Consider the following 17,406-nt stretch of genomic DNA (forward strand, 5'->3'; position numbering starts at 1 on the left):
ACAGTGTAACGCGGCCATTTTTTCCCACTATAGCCACTTTTCGGCGTTGTCATACAGGCCACTTTTCTGCGCTTGAAGCCCTGTTGACATGGGGTATAGTAAAAAACCATCTCCTTAACCGGGCCAATTTCGCATGCACATCCCGTTAGATCGCGAACAGGACGTTCCGCTGTATTTGCAGATCGAAGAAGCGCTGCGGCGCGCCATCCTCACCGGCGTGTTCGTGGATGGCGACAAGCTGCCCTCGACACGCACGCTGGCTGCCGAATTGGCGGTCAGCCGTTTGACGGTGGATAACGCCTATGCCGAACTGGCGGCCAAGGGCTTTTTGCACCAGCGGCGCGGCAGCGGCGCCTATGTCGCGCACCCGCAGGCGCAAACGCGCCCGGCCCGGCCGACCAGCAACGCCCCTTTCCCGCTGGAGAGCTTCACCACCCTCACCTCGCGGCTGGACGGCTACGCCGACGCCCCGCTGCCGGAGGGGCTGATCAACTTCGCCGCCGGCGTCGGCAGCCCCAAGATATTTCCGCTGGAGGCGTTTCGCAAAGTGCTGCTGTCGGTGCTCAGCCGCCACGCGGAAGAAGCCTTCAGCTACGGCGAATACTGCGGCTACTACCCGCTGCGCGATACGCTGAGCCGCATTCTCAGCGCCCAGGGCATCCCCACGCAGGCCGAACAGGTGCTGATCACCAACGGTTCACAGCATGCCATCAGTCTGGTGGTGCAAAGCCTGCTGGCGCCGGGTGATACGGTGATCGTCGAAGAGCCGACCTACGCCGAAGCGCTGGGCCTGCTGCGCCAGCACCGCATCAATATCGTCTCCGTGCCCGGCGATCGCCACGGCATGCTGGTCGATCGACTGCCCGAACTGCTGGAACGCCACCGCCCTAAACTGATCTACACCATCCCCAACTTCCACAACCCGACCGGCCGCTGCCTGAGCGAGGCCCGCCGGCGGCGCCTGCTGGCGATCGCCCAACAGGCCGGCGTGGTGATCCTGGAGGACGACTTCGTCGGCGATCTGCGTTATCAGGGCAAACAGCTGCCGTCGCTGCGAGCGCTGGCGCAGCCGGGCGCGGTGATCTACGTCAGCACCTTCTCCAAGATGCTGCTGCCCAGCATGCGCATCGGCTATCTGGTGGCGGACAGCGAACACTATCAGCGTTTCGCCAGGCTGAAACACGTCGACAGCTTCACCAGTTCCAGCCTGATCCAGCGGGCGCTGGACGCGTTCGTCACCGTCGGCCGTTACGACAAGCAGCTGCGGCGCGCCGGACGCGTCTACCGCCTGCATCTGGAAGTCATGATCGACGCGTTGCAACATCGGCTGCCGCCGGGGTGCCGCTTCGAAACGCCGCTGGGGGGATTGTTTATCTGGCTGACGCTGCCGGAGGCGGTGACCACCGCCGAGCTGATGCCGGTGGCCTGGCGGTACGGCGTCACCTTCGCGCGCGGTGAATGCTTCTATGCGCAGGAACAGCTGGGCGCACACGGCCTGCGGCTGAACTTTGCCGCCAACTCGCCGCCGCAGATTGAAGAAGGTATCGCCCGGCTGTGCCGGGCGATTGAGGAGGTAATAACGGAGAAAAACGCCGGTTAGACGGCGGCCCACCACAGCCGCAGCTTCATCCCCCAGTAGCTGGTCCAGCCGGTGGTGCTTTGCACCACCTTGCCCTGCGAGATCACCACGAAGGTCGGCGTGACGCCAATCCGCCACTGCGCCGACAGCACGCCGGCCGGATCGTTGACCACCGGCAGCGCCAGCCGTTTGCGCGCCAGCCACTGCTTCACCTGGGCATCGTCGCCCGAGCGCAGCGCGACGGTCAGCACGTTGCCGCCCGCCGCCTGCAAGCGGGCGACGTCCGGCGTGGTGAAGCGGCAAACGCCGCACCAGCTGGCCCAGAAATAAACCAGCAGCGGCCGATCGTGGCTGAGCTGCGCCAACGACACCTTCTCGCCGTCCAGCGTGGTCAGCGTCTGAGCATCGAAGGCTGGCGGCGCCTGCGGCGCGTTCAGCCAATCCATCACCGTCACCACCGCCAGCGCGATCAGCGCCAGCAGCAACAACTCGCGCCCCCAGCGCCTGAGCTTAGCCATTTTTGGCCTTCGCCAGCTGCTGTTTCACCATCGCTTCCAGCTCTTCATACGACACCGCCCCCGGCAACATCCGATCGCCGATCAGCGTCGCCGGCGTCCCCTGCACGCCCAATTGCTCCGCCAACGCCATATTGGTGCGCAGCGTGGTCATGCTCTGTTCGCTGGGCGCCACCGCCTTGACGCCGGTTTTCTCTTGCGCGGCGGCGATGCTGGCATTGTCGTGGAAGCCCTTTTTCGCCATCAGCCGCTGGTGCAGGGCCCAGAATTGATCCGGGTGCTGCTGCCAGGTGGTGAGCGCCACGCGCGCCGAACTGACCGAGCTTTCGCCCTTGAACGGCAGCAGCTTCACCACCAGCGCCACATCCGGGTATTGCTTGACGATCTTCTCCAGCATCGGATCAAAACGCTTGCAGTACGGGCAGTTATAGTCGGTAAAGGTCACCAGCGTCAGTTTGGGGTTAGCGGCGCCCAGACGTGGGCTGGCCGGATCCTGGTACAGCGTTTTGGCATTCTGCTTGATAGCCTGGCTGATTTGCTCGCCGGCGGTTTGCTGCTGCCAGGCGTCCACCGCCTGCGCCAGAATGTCCGGGTTGGACACCAGCGTTTCGCGGATCATCTCTTTGATACGCGCCTCTTGCGCCGGGGTGAAAGGCTCGGCGGCCCACGCCGGGGCGGCGATGATCATCAGTAAAATCAGTAGTTTTTTCATTGTTCGGTTCCTTTGGCATGGGAAAGCGTTTGCAGCACGGCGTCACGGGTCAACAGCGGGGATAACACCTCGCCGTCCGGGCTGCCGGGGCCATAGACTTGGTTGAAAGGCACGGCGACGCTGCCGCGCTTTTGCAGGAAGGCGCTGATGTCGGCCGACGGGCGGCTCCAGTCGCCGCGCAGCGCGACCACATCGCCGGCGCTCAGCGCGCGCTGTACGTCATCACGCAGCAGCACATTGAATTTGTTGGCTTTACAGGTCACGCACCAGTCGGCTGTCACGTCGACGAACACCCGCTTATGCTGCGCCAGCGCCTCGGCGATCGCTTGCTCGCTCAGCGGTTGCCACTGCACCCGATCCTGCAACGGTTGGCGCCACAGGCCGGCGGTCAGCGATCCGGCCAGCAGAACCACGCCCGCCAGCACCACAGTGCCTGCCGCCAGCTTGGCCGCCAAGCGTGCCCCCTGTTGGCGCCACACCGCCAGCAGCAACGCCAGCAGCGCCAACGCCCCCAGCCACAGCGTGGCCTGCGCGCCGATATGGTTGCTCAGCAGGCTCAGCAGCCACAGCGACGACGCCAGCATCAGCAGCCCCATCGCCAGCTTGACGGTATTCATCCAGCGGCCGGGGCGCGGCAATCGCAGCGCCAACGACGGCCAGGCGGCGATCAGCAGCCACGGCAGGCTCATGCCGATGCCAAGCGCGATGAACATGCCCCACAGCACCGGCAGCGACGCCGCCAGCGCGAAGGCCACCGCCGTGCCGAGAAACGGCGCCGAGCACGGCGTCGCCAGCAGCGTGGCGAACGCGCCCTGCCAGAAATGGCCGCTCAGACCGCGCCCGTTATGGGTCGCCAGCGAGGTATTCAGATCGGACGAGAGACGCAAATGGAACAGGCCGAACAGGTTGGCGCTGAACAGCAGCGTCACCAGCACCATAAAGCCGATAAACCACGGATTCTGGAACTGAATGCCCCAGCCGAGCGCGTGGTTGCCGAGCCGCAGCAGCGTCATCAGCAGAGCCAGCGCCATAAACGAGGCGACGATGCCCAGCGATGACGCCAGAAACTGCAAACGCACGCTGCGCCGATCGCGCCGCTCCACCTGCAGGATGGAGCCGAGCTTGATGCCCAGCACCGGCAGCACGCACGGCATCAGGTTGAGGATCACCCCACCCGCCAGCGCCATCAATACCGCCTGCCACAACGGGAACGCCGCACCGGCGGGCGCGGCCAACGGATCGCCAATCGGCAGCGTAATCTGCTGCGCCATGCCGCCGTCGTCGATCACCAGCGTCAGCGTTTTTCCGCGCAGGTCCGGCGCCGCATCGCCCCAGCCATCGCTGACCGGGACTCGCGCCAACAGCTGATCGCCGTCGGTTTCAACCTGCGGCTTGCCGAGATCGGCATCCGCCAGCGTATCGAAGAACAGCGCAGGCTGTTGCCAGCCGGCGGCGCGTTCGGCGGAAATCTGCAGCTCGCCGCTGCGATACCCGGCCTTGACGCTTTCCGCCAACCCGGCGGCGATCGGCACCTGCCCCATCGCCTGCGCGAAATCGTGATTAAACTGCGGATCGTTCGGCGCCGTCAGATCCAGACTGAACGGGTAGTCGGTCAGAATGCAAACGTTGCTGCAGGTAGACAGCGTCAGCGTACCCGCCAGCGGGCCGGATACCTGGCCTGACATAACGATCGGCAACGTGACCCGATCGTGATAGCCCTGGGTGGAAATGCCGGCCACCTCGAAACGCTGCGGCGTCGGCCAGTGCCAGGTCGCCGGCGGTGGGTTGCCTTGCCAGACGATAGCCGGCGCGATGCCGCCTTCGCCCGGAGAGCGCCAATAGGTTTTCCAGCCTTTTTGCAGCTCGACCGACAGCAGCAGGCGGGTCTCCCCCGGCTGTGACGTGTCGGCGCGCAGCCGCACCTTGGCATGATCGTTGGCCGGATTTTGCAGCCAGCCGCTGTCCGCCGCCTGCAAGGCAGGCAGCCACAGCATAAACAGGCAAGCGCAGGCCAGCCTGATGATTTTCAACATGTTAATTCTCCATAAATGATTAATTCACCACGAAAAACGGGCGATTAACTCATTCACGGAAGACGCATAATCGAAGGTGCACCCTGAGGGTGGGCGGAGAAATGGCGCGAGGAGGAGGAATGCGCAGACGCGCGGCAATGGTCGGCGCCAACAGCGCCAGCAGCAGACCCAGCCCGAACAGCATGGCTTCGAACATCACCGGCGGCGCGGCCAGCAATGACTTGGCGCTCAGCTCACAGGGCGTCGGCTGCGCTTCGGCGGCTTCATCGCCGGATTGAACGGCGGTGGCGGCCGGGATCCCCAGCGTTTGCTGCAGCGCATGCAGGCCCGCCATGCGCTGGGTCATGCACGTCAGCACCACCAGGCAAGCCAGGCATAAAAACCATTTTGCAATCCGCTGCCGTTTAACCATGCCATCCTCATGTTCAGATCTGGGGTTATCTTAGCGGCGCAGACGCGATTAGCAACGTTTTGTCGGTAAAGAAATGTCTGAGCGGCGGTATTGATGGCGGCGATTTACAGGTATCATAGTGGGTAAGCCTGCGCTTTTCGCCGGGTATGATGACGATTCTCTCCTCCAGGCATTCTGCGGGGATACACAGCGAAGGACTGGTGATATGCAACCTTTGAGTGGGCCGGGCACCCCAATCGCCGGCGAACGCCCCCCCTCCCCGGGCAAAACGGCGGCCACTGACGATCAACCCCTCTCTCCGGCGCAGCGCACGACGCTGGAAAAACTGATCGTGAAAATCATGACGCTCAGCCCGGTCAAATCGGCGGAGATCTGGGCGTCTCTGCGTCACGATCTCGGCGCCGACAAAGGCGGCGAACTGCTGGCGCGCCATTTTCAACCGGCGGAACAGCTGCTGCAAACGCGCCTGACGCAGGCGCAACAAAACCATGCCGGGCGCCAACTGCTGCAACAGCTGGCCGAATTGCTGCCGCAGGGCAATAACCGCCAGGCGGTCAGCGACTTTATTCGCCAGCAGTTCGGCCATACGGTGTTGAGCCAACTGAGCCCACCGCAATTGCAACAGGTACTTAATCTGTTGCAGACCGGCGGCCTGACCATTCCCCAGCCGCAGCAAACCGCCACCAGCGATCGCCCGCTGCTGCCCGCAGAGCATCAAAGCCTGCAGCAGCAGATCACCAAACTCAGCGCCGCCACCGGCGAAGCGCCGGCTAAAATCTGGCAAACGCTGTTCGATCTGGCGGGCGTGAAAACCAACGATCCGCTGCCGGCGCGCCACTTCCAGCTGCTGAACCAGTTTTTACAGGTGAAGGTGGCGCTCAGCCCGCAGAACGCGCCGACGCTGAACAACCTGCTGGCGGCGCTCAAGCAGCCGGCGGACGAGCGAGAACTGCAGCAGATGAACGACTATTGCCAGGCGCGCTTCAACTGCGGCGCCAATGCGCCGCTGACGCATCCGCAAATGAGCGACGCCATTCATCAGCTGTTTGCCCGCCGTCTGGATAAAGCCGGCCAGGCGCAGCCGATCGCCAGCCACCCTGTCGAACCGCAGCCGCTGCTCAACCCGCTGATCGCCGCCTTGCCTCTGCCGCTGCAAAAAGCGCTGAGCAAGCCGGCCGTAGCGCTGATCCTGCTGCTGTTGGCGTTGGCGGTCGTGCTGGCGCTGGTGTTTTAACGCCTCAGGCGCAGCCGCAGTCCTCAGCAGCCACCCGATCGCGCAGCGATCCCGGCTGTTCTCCGATGGCCAATGGATGGCCATCACGCAGCCAGAAGTCCAGCCCGCCGATCAGCTCCTTCACCCTGAATCCCAGTTTCGCCAGCTTGTAAGCACCTTTGGTGGATCCGTTGCAGCCAATGCCGTCGCAGTAGGTCACATACACTTTCCGGCGATCCAGCTGCGCCGTGCCGGCTTCATCCATCAGGCGATGCGGCAAACTGAGCGCACCGGGGATATGCCCGGCGGCGTACAGCGCCTCCGCGCGGGTGTCGATCACCACCATCCCGTCCACGCCATTGCGCAGATCTTCCGCCACATCCCAGGCATCCGCATAGCGGCTCAGTTTAGCCGCCAGATAGGCCAGGCTTTCTTCCGGCGCCGCCGGCGGAAAAACCAGCACCAATGATTCTTTCGACATATCACTTACTCCCGTGCATCAAGACAGATGACAATAGTGCCCCATTTTGGTCTTATGATTGATACCCATTATCCACAGATGATAAGACCCATTATGCGGCACACGCTGATCACGCTGTTTCAGCAATCGCCCCTGGCCGTCGGCACGCTGCGCGAACGTCTTTGTGCGGCATTGCGGCAGGCCATCCACCACGGCGCATTGAACATTGGGCAACGCCTGCCCTCCAGCCGAGTGCTGGCTGGGGATCTGAAACTCTCAAGGGTGACCGTCGAAGCAGCGTACGGCCAGTTGGAGGCAGAGGGGTATTTGCAGCGCCGCGTCGGCCAGGGCACATTTGTGGCTATCCGCATCGCCAAATCGCCGCCGCCGCCGCCCCGCACCGCCATGCCGCGCCTTTCGCAACGCGGCCAACAGATCGTGCAAACCGGCGGCTGCCGCGATCCGCAGCAGCCACAGGCGTTTGCCGCCGGCTCGCCGGATCTGCGCGCGTTTCCGCTAGCCTTGTGGAAGCAACTGACCGCACAGCGCCTGCGGCTACAGGGAGAAAGCCTGCTGCGCTACGGCGACCCGCAGGGCTATTTGCCGCTGCGTGAAGCGATTGCTGCCCACGTCAACCAAACGCGCGGCGTAATCTGCGATGCAAACCAGGTTATCGTGCTGACCAGTTCACAGCAGGCGCTGCAGCTGATCGCCACGTTGCTGCTGGACAGCGGCGACAGCGTCTGGATGGAAGAACCGGGTTACGCCGGGGCGAGAAACGCCTTTATCAGCGCCGGCGCCGCCCTGACGCCGGTGGCGGTAGACGGCGACGGCCTGCGTGCTGAGCCCTCCTTGCCCGAGCCGCGTTTGATTTATCTGACGCCCTCGCACCAATACCCGACCGGCGCAGCGCTCAGCCTGGCGCGCCGCTTGGCACTGCTGACGCTGGCGGAAAAGCAGCAGGCCTGGATCATTGAGGACGATTACGACAGCGAGTTTCATTACGACGGCCTGCCGATACCGGCGATGCAGGGTCTGGATCGCCGTGGCCGGGTGCTGTACCTCGGCACCTTCTCCAAATCGCTGTTCCCTTCGCTGCGGTTGGCGTACCTGATCGTACCGCCCACGCTGGTTGAAGCGTTCGTCACCGCACGCACGGTGTATGACGGCCACAGCGCGCAGCTGATGCAGGCGGTCACCGCCGAATTCATCCACCAGGGGCACTTCGCCGCGCATATCCGCTACATGCGCCAACTCTACCATAGCCGGCGCGATGTGTTGCTGGCGGCAGTACGCGAAAAACTCGACCACTTCGCCACCCCCGCTCCCGCCACCGGCGGCCTGCAGCTCAGCGTCTGGCTGCCGCCCGGCCAGGAGGCGGCCCTCAGCCGGCAGGCGCGGCGGCTCGGCATCCTTACGCCCGGGTTAACAACGCAATACCAAACGGTTCAGGCGCAGCGCGACGGGTGGCTGCTGGGCTTTTCGGCCCTGACGCCGGGCGAGATCCGCTGCGCCGTCGAGCGGCTGGCGCGGATCACCGTGGCTTAGCCTGGCTCCAATGGGACGCCGATCGGCTTATTGTTCGGTCAGGCGCATCTCCGCCACCAGCGGCAGGTGATCGCTCACCGCCGGCCAGTGAATACCATTCCAGTCGCCGCTGGCGTTCGGCACCGTCAGGCTGTCCAGATGCCAGCGCTGCGCGTTGCCGGTAAAGATGTAATCCACCTTGATCTCGGCGTTTTCCGCCGGCCAGCTGCGGCCGTCCTGCCCGTTGGGCATGATATCGTTCCAATAGCGGCTCAGCTCCAGCCAGGTGACGCTGCCCGGCACATCGTTCATATCGCCGAACAGCAGCTTGATGCCACGCACTTCGATGGTGCGATCGTTCAGCTCCCGCACCTGATCCAGACGCATCGTCGGATCTTCCTTGGTATCGAGGTGGGTGTTGAACAGGGTGATCGGCGTCGGGAACTCCGGCACATCGACCTTGGCGCTGAAGGCGATGCGCTGCTCGCGCTGGCCGGACGGCAGCGAATAGATCACGGCGTCGTGCAGCGGATACTTCGAGAGAAACGCCAGGCCGTATTCACCGCCGTCGAAATCGATCGCCCGGCCGAACACCGCCTGCATGCCGGTCAGTTTCGCCAGTTCCGCCGCCTGATCGACCCGCCCGCTGCGGGCGGTGAGTTTATCCACCTCCTGCAGCGCCACCACATCGACATTCATCGCGCGAATCGCCTTGGCGATGGCGGTCATGTCGCTGACCTTGCCGGCGGCGATATTGAAGCTGGCGACGCGGATCTTCGGCGCCTGCTCCAGTTCGTAGGTTTTGTTCTTCAGGCCGCCCAACGCGCTGGCCACTTCGCGGCTGTTGGCGTTGCTGTTGGCGTGCCCGGTATCGGCAGACGACCAGGCGCTGTGAGAGATGCCCAGGGACAGTAAGGTGATAAGCAGAGCGTGACCGGTGTGCATGAATTCTCCTTGGGGGACAGATAAGTGTTATGTGGGCGCTTCCTGGCCCACAGCTAACACCGATTTTGCCGCAGAAACCTGCGACTATTTCCTAGTTGCACCGCTATTTTTCGTTTCTGCGCGATGCTTCGCATTCTGGCGGTTTACGCATTGCACCGTTGGACAAACGGCTGATTTCGTTTTAAAACCGGTAGATTGCCAACCGCGAGGAGTTCCGATGACCAGCCCGATTGCCGAACAGCTTACCGAACGTTTCTTCCGCTATCTGGCGGTGACCAGCCAGAGCAACGCCGCCGCCGCCACCCTGCCCAGCACGCCGGGGCAGCATGAGATGGCGCAACTGTTGGCCGACGAGCTGCGCCGGCTCGGCCTGGCCGACGTGCAGATCGACGAGCACGCCACCGTCACCGCCCGCAAGCCCGGCACCCAACCCGGCGCGCCGCGCATCGGCTTCATCACGCATATCGACACCGTGGACGTCGGCCTGTCGCCCGAGATTCGTCCGCAGCGCCTGCGCTTCACCGGCGAAGATTTATGCCTGAACGCCGAGCAAGGCATCTGGCTGCGTACCGCCGAGCATCCGGAGATCCTGCCCTACCGAAACGAAGAGATCCTGTTCAGCGACGGCACCAGCGTGCTGGGCGCCGACAATAAGGCGGCGGTCACCGTGGTGATGACGCTGCTGGCCAACCTGACCGCGGCCGATCGCCACGGCGATATCGTGGTGGCGTTCGTGCCGGACGAAGAGATCGGCCTGCGCGGCGCCAAAGCGCTGGATCTGCAGCGTTTCCCCGTCGATTTCGCCTACACCATCGACTGCTGCGAACTGGGTGAAGTGGTGTACGAGAATTTCAACGCGGCGGCGGCGGAGATCCGCATCGAGGGGGTGACCGCCCACCCGATGTCGGCGAAAAACGTATTAATCAACCCGATACGCATCGCCAACGACATCATCAATCGATTCGACGTGCAGGATACCCCGGAGCACACCGAGGGGCGCGAGGGTTATTTCTGGTTCACCGATCTGGCCGCCAACGCCAATCAGGCAACGCTGAAGGTGTCGATTCGCGACTTCGATCGCGCGGCGTTCGAGGCGCGCAAGGCCCGCCTTGAGGAGACGGTGCGCCAGGTGGCGGCCAACTATCCGCGCGCCAACGTCAGCTGCAGCGTCAGCGACATCTACAGCAACATCAGCAACGCCATCGGCGAGGACCGGCGCGCTATCGATCTGATCTTCGGCGCCCTCGCCGCCCACGGCATCCCGCCGAAGGTGATCCCGATGCGCGGCGGCACCGACGGTGCGGCGCTTTCCAGCCGCGGCATCCTGACGCCCAATTACTTCACCGGCGCGCATAACTTCCACTCGCGCTTCGAGTTTTTACCCGTCAGCGCCTTCGTGAAATCCTATCAGGTGACCCGCAGCATTTGCCTGCTGGCCGCGCGGCAAAGCGGCCAACCGGCTTAGCTCATCACCCAGCCGAGCAACGCGGCCCATGCCAACAGCGGCAGCGAATAATAGTGGAAGCGCAACCAGATCTTGCGCTCCCCCGCCATGCGCAACGCAATCAGGTTGGCGAGCGATCCGATCGCCAACCCAAAGCCGCCGGCGTTGACCGCATAGGCCAGCTGAGCGCTGGAAGGCACATAGTTGAGCAACAGTATGGTGGCCGGCACGTTGCTGACGATCTGCGACAGCCCGACGCCCAACGCATACACGCTCCCCTCGCTCAGCCCGGCGATGGCGGCGAACGCCGGCTGAAGCGGCGGCAAACGGGTAAACAGACCGACATCGATGAACATGGCGGCGAACACGAAAATCAGGCTCCAGTCGATCTGCAACAGCACTCGGCGCGCCAGCAGCAAGAAACCGGCGAACACCGCCAGCAGCCCATACAACGGCAGATCGAAATCGAGACACAGCAGGAAAACCGCATACAGCCCTACACAGCTCAGCAACAGCGGCCGCTGGTAGGGATAGCCCTCGGTATTCGGCGTTTTCACGATGTCGCGCGCCGGGAAGCTGAGCCAGGTCAGCGCCAGCAGGCTCAACATCATTGCGGCGCCAAACGGCGCCATCTGGCCGACGAAACCGAGGAAAGAGAGGCCGGAGCGGCTCCACAGCAGAATATTTTGCGGGTTGCCGATCGGCGTCAGCAGCGAACCGGCATTCACCGCCAGCGCCTGGAAGATGATCAGGCGGCCGACCGGCAGCGCCGACAGCTTTTTCAGCGTGATGGTGAGCGGTATGACGATAAACAGCGCTACGTCGTTAGTCAGAAACGACGACAGCAGCGCGGCGGAGAACACCAGGAACAGCGCCAGCCGCCGTTCGCTGTGCAAACGGTTGATAATCTTGCGGCCGACAAAATCGAAGTAGCCGCTGACCTCCACCCCTTTGGTCAGCAGCATCAGCCCCAACAGGGTGATGAGGGTACGGCCGTCGATGAAACCACCCAGCGCTGCCAGCGGCTGCGGATGAAAGGCGAACATCGCCACGCCGGCCAGCAGCAATGCATGCAAGAAACGGTCTTTGGCAAAGGGATGGATGAGCCGGGAAATGGCGGTTGAACTCATAGCGGCAGTGTGAACCTCACCGAAAAGAATGGGCAGACGTTAGCTCAGACGCGGCTTCAGCGCCAGCAAAATGCTATTTTACCTTTATCCGCTTTCCATTTGCCGCACTTTACTTTATTTGTAGCGGCTTTCACGGTTTCAAAGGACATGTTATGGCTTCCCTGTTCGCCAAAGGAGCGCTGTTGAGCGCCTTATGCGCCCTGCTCGCCGCCTGCGACGACGCCTCCTCCCGCCCGCAAATCGATATTGACGGCAAGACCATGGGCACTTTCTACAGCGTAAAAGTCAGCGGTGACGTCGCGATCGGCAAACAAGAATTGCAGCGGCAGATCGACACGGTGCTCGAACGGGCCAACGACGACATTTCGACCTACCGCGCCGATTCGGTGCTGTCGAGGTTTAACCGCAATGTCAGCCTCGAACCGCAGCCTATCCCGCGCGGCATGGCGGACATCGTGCTGATGGCCCAACGCATCGGTCGCGATACCGGCGGCGCCATGGATATCACCGTCGGCCCGCTGGTGAACCTGTGGGGGTTCGGCCCAGACAAGCATCCGGTCAAGGTGCCGGAACAGGCGCAGATCGACGCGGCAAAGCTGCGCACCGGCCTGCAGCACCTGAAGCTGATCAGCGACAACCGCGGGGAGTGGCTGCAAAAAGATCTGCCGGGCATGTATGTCGATCTCTCGACGCTGGGCGAAGGCTATGGCGCCGATGAGTTGGTGCGCCTGATGAACCGTCACGGCATTACCAACTACCTGGTATCGGTCGGTGGTGCGGTCTCTTCGCGCGGCGTCAACGGCCAGGGCAAGCCCTGGCGGGTGGCGATCCAAAAGCCGACCGACCGTGAAAATGCGGTACAGGCGCTGGTGGATCTGCACGGTTACGGCATCAGCACCGCCGGCAGCTACCGCAACTACTTTGAACAAAACGGCCAGCGCTACTCCCATGTCATCGATCCGACCACCGGCAGGCCGATCAACCACCGGCTGGTTTCCGCCACGGTGATCGCCCCGACCGCGCTCGAGGCCGACGGCTGGGATACCGGTTTGATGGTGCTGGGCCCGGAGAAAGCGTTGCAGCTCGCGGAAGAGAAAGGGCTGGCGGTCTACCTGATCAGTAAAACCGACGACGGTTTCAGCGCCGTGATGACGCCGCAGTTCAAAGCGTTTTTGGTGCAGTGAGATAAAAAAAGCCCGGCACGCAATGGCCGGGCTTGGTCCTGTTCCGCGCCGATCACTTGGTCAGCGCGATGATGCCGAGGGTCAGACCGGCAACCGCCGCCGCGCCGCCGGCGATCGCGCCCGCGGTTTCCCAGTTATCCTGAGTGGTGCCCTTCATGCAGGTGTTGGTGTGCACCAGACGCCCCTGGTCATCATAGACCGGCACGCAGGGAGAATCGGTGGCGCATCCGGCCAACACGGCCGACAGTAACCCAACCGCAATTAACTTTTTCATACTTCTTGCCTCAATGTTCGATCACTTTAGAAAGCTACGCCGAGCGATAGTCATGCTACCAGGCTATTGTATGCCCAACGCATGTAATGGCGAGGTAATGATGTGTCAGGGGATGTGATTTGGGAAAACTCCGAGCGCCCGTCAAGTGGGCTTAGGGCAGTAAAAAGCCCGCGAAAACGCGGGCTTGATGGCGAGGTGAAGCTCAGGCGGAATTATTTCGCCAGTTTGCGCATCACCAGGGTGGCGTTGGTGCCGCCGAAGCCGAAGCTGTTGGACATCACGGTGGTCAGCTCGCGCTGAGTCGGCTGAGTCACGATGTTCATGCCAACCGCCTGTTCATCCAGGGTTTCGATGTTGATGCTCGGTGCGATAAAGCCGTGCTCCAGCATCAACAGGCTGTAGATCGCTTCCTGCACGCCCGCGGCGCCCAGCGAGTGACCGGTCATCGCCTTGGTGGAGGAGATGGCCGGGGTATTGTCGCCGAACACTTCGCGAATGGCGCCCAGCTCTTTCACGTCGCCCACCGGTGTGGAGGTGCCGTGCACGTTGATGTAATCGATCGGCGCGTCCAGATCCTGCATCGCCATCTTCATGCAGCGCACTGCGCCTTCGCCCGAAGGTGCAACCATGTCGGCGCCGTCAGACGTTGCGCCGTAACCGACGATTTCTGCGTAGATATGTGCGCCGCGCGCCAGCGCGTGCTCCAGTTCTTCAACCACCACCATGCCGCCGCCGCCGGCGATGACGAAACCGTCACGATCGGCGTCGTAGGTGCGGGAGGCTTTTTCCGGCGTGTCGTTGTACTTGGTGGACAGCGCGCCCATCGCATCGAACTCGCAGGCCATTTCCCAGCACAGCTCTTCGCCGCCGCCGGCGAACACGATGTCCTGTTTGCCCAGCTGGATTTGCTCAACCGCGTTGCCGATGCAGTGCGCGGAGGTCGCGCAAGCGGAGCTGATGGAGTAGTTCACGCCGTGGATTTTGAATGGCGTCGCCAGGCAGGCGGAAACGCCGGAAGCCATGGCTTTGGTGACCACATACGGGCCAACCGCTTTCAAGCCACGCGGGCTGCGCATCGCATCGGCGCCGAACACCTGGAAGCGCGGAGAACCGCCGCCGGAACCGGCGATCAGGCCCACGCGTGGGTTGTTTTGATACTCTTCTTCCTTCAAACCGGAAGACGCGATCGCTTCTTGCATCGCCAGGAAGGCATAAATGGAAGCATCGCTCATGAAACGCACCGCCTTGCGGTCGATCAGGCCGGTAGTGTCGAGCTTAACTTGCCCCCATACGTGACTACGCATGCCGGAATCTTTCAGCTCCTGGGAGAAAGTGATCCCAGAACGTCCTTCCTGCAGGCTTGCCAGGACCTCCTGCTGGTTATTACCAATGCTGGAGACAACTCCCAGGCCAGTAATCACTGCACGTTTCATTCAATACCTCTTCCACTATTTACCTACGGGATTTTGCATCGCACTTTAGCGTACAGATGTAAGCCGAACAAGTCCGATCAGCGTTTTTCAGCTTTATTGTCGTCCAGTTTGCGCCGGGGCGCCAGCGCCGTTAGAATTCGCGGCATCCCTTGAATTTCGAGCCATTGACCGTGAACCACGCCCCCATCCAAACCGCAACGCTAACCTGGAACGAACAGGGTACACCTGTTTCGAAACAGTTTGATGACGTCTATTTTTCCAATCAGGATGGGCTGGAAGAAACCCGCTACGTCTTCCTGCACGGCAATCGGCTGCCGCAGCGTTTCGCCGCCCACCCGCGCTCGCTGTTTGTCGTGGCGGAAACCGGGTTCGGCACCGGGCTCAATTTCCTCACGCTGTGGCAGGCCTTCGCCGGCTTCCGCCAGGCCGAGCCGGACGCGACGCTGCAGCGCCTGCACTTTATCAGCTTCGAAAAATTTCCCCTGCAGCAGGCTGACCTGGCGGCGGCGCATGCGCGCTGGCCGGAGCTGGCGCCTTACGCCGACGAACTGCGCGCCCAATGGCCGCTGCCGTTGCCGGGGTGCCATCGCCTGCTGTTGGCCGAAGGCCGCATTACGCTCGATCTGTGGTTCGGCGACGTCAACGATCTGCTGCCGCAGTTTGACGCCAGCATGAATAACCAGGTGGATGCCTGGTTCCTCGACGGTTTCGCGCCGGCAAAAAATCCCGACATGTGGACCGATCAACTGTTCGCCGCCATGGCGCGTTTCGCCCGGCCGGGAGGCAGCTTCGCCACCTTTACCGCCGCCGGCTTCGTGCGCCGCGGCTTGCAACAGGCCGGTTTTCAGGTCAACCGCTGCAAAGGCTTCGGCCAAAAGCGTGAGATGCTCGCCGGCGAGCTCCCGGCCGATACGCAGCCCGCCGCACATCCGGCGCCCTGGTATCGACGCCCGGCGGCGGACAACACCGCCGACATCGCCCTGATCGGCGGCGGTGTCGCCAGCGCGCTCACCGCGCTGGCCTTGCTGCGCCGCGGCGCCACCGTCACGCTGTACTGCGCCGATGAGCAGGCGGCCGAGGGCGCATCCGGCAACCGCCAGGGCGCGATTTATCCTTTGCTGAACGGCAGCGGCGACGCGCTGGAGAGCTTTTTCAGCGCCGCGTTTCCCTTCGCCCGCCGCCAGTACGATGCCCTGTTGCAACAAGGCGTCGCCTTTGATCACCAGTGGTGCGGCGTCAGCCAGTTGGCCTATGACGAAAAGAGCGGCGCCAAGATCGCCAATATGCTGAAAACCGACTGGCCGCAGGCCTTGGCGATGGCGGCCGACCGCGAGACGCTCAGCGAACGGTGCGGTGTTGATACCGGCTTTGGCGGCATCACCTACCCGCTAGGCGGCTGGCTCTGCCCGGCCGAGCTGACGCGCGGCGCTATCGCGCTGGCGCAGCGTCAGGGCTTGGTCTGCCACTACCGGCACGATGCACAGAGGCTGACGCAGGAAGAAAACGGCTGGCGCATCGATTTCGCCAACGTCGACAGCCGACGCCATGCGACAGTGATCCTGGCCAACGGCCATCGGTTGGCCGAACTGGCGCCGACGGAAGCCCTGCCGCTGTATTCGGTACGCGGGCAGGTGTCGCATATTCCGACCTCGCCGGCCCTCGGTCAATTGAAACAGGTATTGTGTTACGACGGCTACCTGACGCCGGTTAATGCCAACAACGGCCAGCACTGCATCGGCGCCAGCTATCAGCGCGGCGACACCGCCACCGACTACCGCGAGCAGGAACAGCAAGAGAACCGCGAGCGTCTGCTGCGCTGTCTGCCGGAGCAAGCCTGGGCGCAGCAGGTGGACGTCAGCGCTCATCAGGCGCGCTGCGGCGTGCGCAGCGCCACCCGCGATCATCTGCCGATGGTCGGCGCGCTGCCGGACTATCAGGCCACGCTGGCGCAGTATCAGGATTTGCAGCGCCAGAACCAGCACGGCGAAACCGTCGCCGATGCGCCGGTCTATCCCGGTCTGTTCGCTATCGGCGGGTTAGGCTCGCGCGGCTTGTGCTCGGCGCCCCTGGCGGCGGAAATTTTGGCGGCGCAGCTGTTCGGCGAGCCGTTGCCGGGCGATGCGCGCCTGCTGGCGGCGTTGAATCCGAATCGGATGTGGGTGCGGAAATTGCTGAAAGGACGTGCGGTTTAATCAACCTTGAGGGGCGCGGCGACGCGCCCCGGCATGACGATCAGGCGGCAGGGGTTGCAGCCTGATAGAGGTTTTCCCACATGCCGCGCACCAGGATCTGATCCGGCGGTGAGAGTTCCCCGGCGGCGATCGCTTTGTGCAGGCTCTCCTCCACCCGCGCTTTCAGCGCTGCGGCGGTGTGTTCGCCCTGCTCTTCCGCTTCGGCCACCGCCAGCGTCAGATGACCGCGCAGGTAGCCACCGGCAAACAGTTCATCATCGCTGGCGTGCTCTACCATGTCATCAATCAGCGCCAAAATGCGCGCTTCAAATTCTGCGATCATCAAATTTCCTCATTAAATAACGGGCTGTGGC

At 63.0% G+C, this 17,406-nt stretch carries 16 protein-coding genes; 6 read left to right on the forward strand and 10 right to left on the reverse strand.

Translation table 11 applies throughout. The features are described 5' to 3' along the window. Positions 1 to 133 precede the first annotated feature (133 nt). The gene (pdxR, locus tag WFM45_RS13135; RefSeq protein WP_004936165.1) at positions 134 to 1,600 is read left to right on the forward strand and encodes a MocR-like pyridoxine biosynthesis transcription factor PdxR; all 1,467 of its coding nucleotides are present in this window, start codon (positions 134 to 136) and stop codon (positions 1,598 to 1,600) included. On the opposite strand, the gene WFM45_RS13140 is transcribed toward pdxR (WFM45_RS13135), so the two are convergent. From WFM45_RS13140 to WFM45_RS13155, 4 genes are read right to left on the reverse strand one after another with little or no spacing between them, the layout of a single operon-like run. Beyond that, complete coding sequence (locus tag WFM45_RS13140; protein WP_004936168.1) at positions 1,597 to 2,097, reverse strand: protein disulfide oxidoreductase; 501 nt, start codon at positions 2,095 to 2,097, stop codon at positions 1,597 to 1,599. The genes pdxR (WFM45_RS13135) and WFM45_RS13140 overlap by 4 nt on opposite strands. After that, positions 2,090 to 2,806, reverse strand: a complete 717-nt coding sequence (locus WFM45_RS13145; protein WP_004936169.1) for a DsbA family protein — start codon at positions 2,804 to 2,806, stop codon at positions 2,090 to 2,092. Before WFM45_RS13145 ends, WFM45_RS13140 begins: the two co-directional genes overlap by 8 nt. Beyond that, the gene (locus tag WFM45_RS13150; RefSeq protein WP_336955977.1) at positions 2,803 to 4,839 is read right to left on the reverse strand and encodes a protein-disulfide reductase DsbD family protein; all 2,037 of its coding nucleotides are present in this window, start codon (positions 4,837 to 4,839) and stop codon (positions 2,803 to 2,805) included. Before WFM45_RS13150 ends, WFM45_RS13145 begins: the two co-directional genes overlap by 4 nt. A gap of 49 nt (positions 4,840 to 4,888) precedes the next feature. After that, complete coding sequence (locus WFM45_RS13155; protein WP_048324536.1) at positions 4,889 to 5,251, reverse strand: hypothetical protein; 363 nt, start codon at positions 5,249 to 5,251, stop codon at positions 4,889 to 4,891. Positions 5,252 to 5,456: 205 nt separating this feature from the next. Here WFM45_RS13155 and flk point away from each other — a divergent pair, with 205 nt between their 5' ends. After that, the gene (gene flk, locus WFM45_RS13160; RefSeq protein ID WP_261239178.1) at positions 5,457 to 6,485 is read left to right on the forward strand and encodes a flagella biosynthesis regulator Flk; all 1,029 of its coding nucleotides are present in this window, start codon (positions 5,457 to 5,459) and stop codon (positions 6,483 to 6,485) included. A gap of 4 nt (positions 6,486 to 6,489) precedes the next feature. On the opposite strand, the gene WFM45_RS13165 is transcribed toward flk, so the two are convergent. Then, positions 6,490 to 6,945: a rhodanese-like domain-containing protein gene (locus WFM45_RS13165; RefSeq protein WP_099981927.1), complete on the reverse strand. Its 456-nt coding sequence runs from the start codon at positions 6,943 to 6,945 to the stop codon at positions 6,490 to 6,492. Positions 6,946 to 7,038: 93 nt separating this feature from the next. Here WFM45_RS13165 and pdxR (WFM45_RS13170) point away from each other — a divergent pair, with 93 nt between their 5' ends. Beyond that, entirely contained in the window at positions 7,039 to 8,472 is a 1,434-nt protein-coding gene (pdxR, locus tag WFM45_RS13170; RefSeq protein ID WP_336955982.1) for a MocR-like pyridoxine biosynthesis transcription factor PdxR, read from the forward strand. 27 nt (positions 8,473 to 8,499) lie between these two features. Here the strand turns inward: pdxR (WFM45_RS13170) and WFM45_RS13175 are convergent, their stop codons facing one another. Next, a complete protein-coding gene (locus WFM45_RS13175) occupies positions 8,500 to 9,396 on the reverse strand; it encodes an endonuclease/exonuclease/phosphatase family protein (RefSeq protein WP_336955984.1) in 897 nt (298 codons plus the stop codon). A gap of 217 nt (positions 9,397 to 9,613) precedes the next feature. On the opposite strand from WFM45_RS13175, the gene pepT reads away from it, so the two are divergent. Further along, positions 9,614 to 10,861: a peptidase T gene (pepT, locus tag WFM45_RS13180; protein ID WP_004936192.1), complete on the forward strand. Its 1,248-nt coding sequence runs from the start codon at positions 9,614 to 9,616 to the stop codon at positions 10,859 to 10,861. On the opposite strand, the gene WFM45_RS13185 is transcribed toward pepT, so the two are convergent. Next, positions 10,858 to 11,970, reverse strand: a complete 1,113-nt coding sequence (locus WFM45_RS13185; protein WP_336955986.1) for an SLC13 family permease — start codon at positions 11,968 to 11,970, stop codon at positions 10,858 to 10,860. The two genes, pepT and WFM45_RS13185, sit on opposite strands and share 4 nt — an antisense overlap. 152 nt (positions 11,971 to 12,122) lie before the next feature. Here WFM45_RS13185 and apbE point away from each other — a divergent pair, with 152 nt between their 5' ends. After that, positions 12,123 to 13,154, forward strand: coding sequence for an FAD:protein FMN transferase ApbE (apbE, locus tag WFM45_RS13190; protein ID WP_085337373.1), 1,032 nt, complete (start codon positions 12,123 to 12,125; stop codon positions 13,152 to 13,154). Between the two features lie 52 nt (positions 13,155 to 13,206). Here apbE and WFM45_RS13195 read toward each other — a convergent pair whose 3' ends face one another. Beyond that, positions 13,207 to 13,428, reverse strand: a complete 222-nt coding sequence (locus WFM45_RS13195; protein ID WP_004936201.1) for a hypothetical protein — start codon at positions 13,426 to 13,428, stop codon at positions 13,207 to 13,209. A 212-nt stretch (positions 13,429 to 13,640) separates the two neighbouring features. Then, a complete protein-coding gene (fabB, locus tag WFM45_RS13200; protein WP_004936203.1) occupies positions 13,641 to 14,861 on the reverse strand; it encodes a beta-ketoacyl-ACP synthase I in 1,221 nt (406 codons plus the stop codon). A 170-nt stretch (positions 14,862 to 15,031) separates the two neighbouring features. Between fabB and mnmC the strand changes: the two genes are divergently transcribed. Continuing rightward, positions 15,032 to 17,053, forward strand: coding sequence for a bifunctional tRNA (5-methylaminomethyl-2-thiouridine)(34)-methyltransferase MnmD/FAD-dependent 5-carboxymethylaminomethyl-2-thiouridine(34) oxidoreductase MnmC (gene mnmC, locus WFM45_RS13205; RefSeq protein WP_336955991.1), 2,022 nt, complete (start codon positions 15,032 to 15,034; stop codon positions 17,051 to 17,053). 40 nt (positions 17,054 to 17,093) lie between these two features. Here mnmC and WFM45_RS13210 read toward each other — a convergent pair whose 3' ends face one another. After that, positions 17,094 to 17,375, reverse strand: a complete 282-nt coding sequence (locus WFM45_RS13210; RefSeq protein WP_004936209.1) for a YfcL family protein — start codon at positions 17,373 to 17,375, stop codon at positions 17,094 to 17,096. Positions 17,376 to 17,406: the final 31 nt, after the last annotated feature.

The sequence above is a fragment of the Serratia sp. KG1D genome (assembly GCF_037150675.1).
In the GTDB taxonomy this organism is placed as follows: domain Bacteria; phylum Pseudomonadota; class Gammaproteobacteria; order Enterobacterales; family Enterobacteriaceae; genus Serratia; species Serratia nematodiphila.

Coding starts and splice junctions, on each gene's coding strand:
- pdxR (WP_004936165.1), top strand. CDS start 134: ATGCACATCCCGTTAGATCGCGAACAGGACGTTCCGCTGTATTTGCAG.
- WFM45_RS13140 (WP_004936168.1), bottom strand. CDS start 2,097: ATGGCTAAGCTCAGGCGCTGGGGGCGCGAGTTGTTGCTGCTGGCGCTG.
- pepT (WP_004936192.1), top strand. CDS start 9,614: ATGACCAGCCCGATTGCCGAACAGCTTACCGAACGTTTCTTCCGCTAT.
- WFM45_RS13210 (WP_004936209.1), bottom strand. CDS start 17,375: ATGATCGCAGAATTTGAAGCGCGCATTTTGGCGCTGATTGATGACATG.
- WFM45_RS13145 (WP_004936169.1), bottom strand. CDS start 2,806: ATGAAAAAACTACTGATTTTACTGATGATCATCGCCGCCCCGGCGTGG.
- fabB (WP_004936203.1), bottom strand. CDS start 14,861: ATGAAACGTGCAGTGATTACTGGCCTGGGAGTTGTCTCCAGCATTGGT.
- WFM45_RS13175 (WP_336955984.1), bottom strand. CDS start 9,396: ATGCACACCGGTCACGCTCTGCTTATCACCTTACTGTCCCTGGGCATC.
- flk (WP_261239178.1), top strand. CDS start 5,457: ATGCAACCTTTGAGTGGGCCGGGCACCCCAATCGCCGGCGAACGCCCC.
- pdxR (WP_336955982.1), top strand. CDS start 7,039: ATGCGGCACACGCTGATCACGCTGTTTCAGCAATCGCCCCTGGCCGTC.
- WFM45_RS13195 (WP_004936201.1), bottom strand. CDS start 13,428: ATGAAAAAGTTAATTGCGGTTGGGTTACTGTCGGCCGTGTTGGCCGGA.
- WFM45_RS13185 (WP_336955986.1), bottom strand. CDS start 11,970: ATGAGTTCAACCGCCATTTCCCGGCTCATCCATCCCTTTGCCAAAGAC.
- WFM45_RS13155 (WP_048324536.1), bottom strand. CDS start 5,251: ATGGTTAAACGGCAGCGGATTGCAAAATGGTTTTTATGCCTGGCTTGC.
- WFM45_RS13165 (WP_099981927.1), bottom strand. CDS start 6,945: ATGTCGAAAGAATCATTGGTGCTGGTTTTTCCGCCGGCGGCGCCGGAA.
- apbE (WP_085337373.1), top strand. CDS start 12,123: ATGGCTTCCCTGTTCGCCAAAGGAGCGCTGTTGAGCGCCTTATGCGCC.
- WFM45_RS13150 (WP_336955977.1), bottom strand. CDS start 4,839: ATGTTGAAAATCATCAGGCTGGCCTGCGCTTGCCTGTTTATGCTGTGG.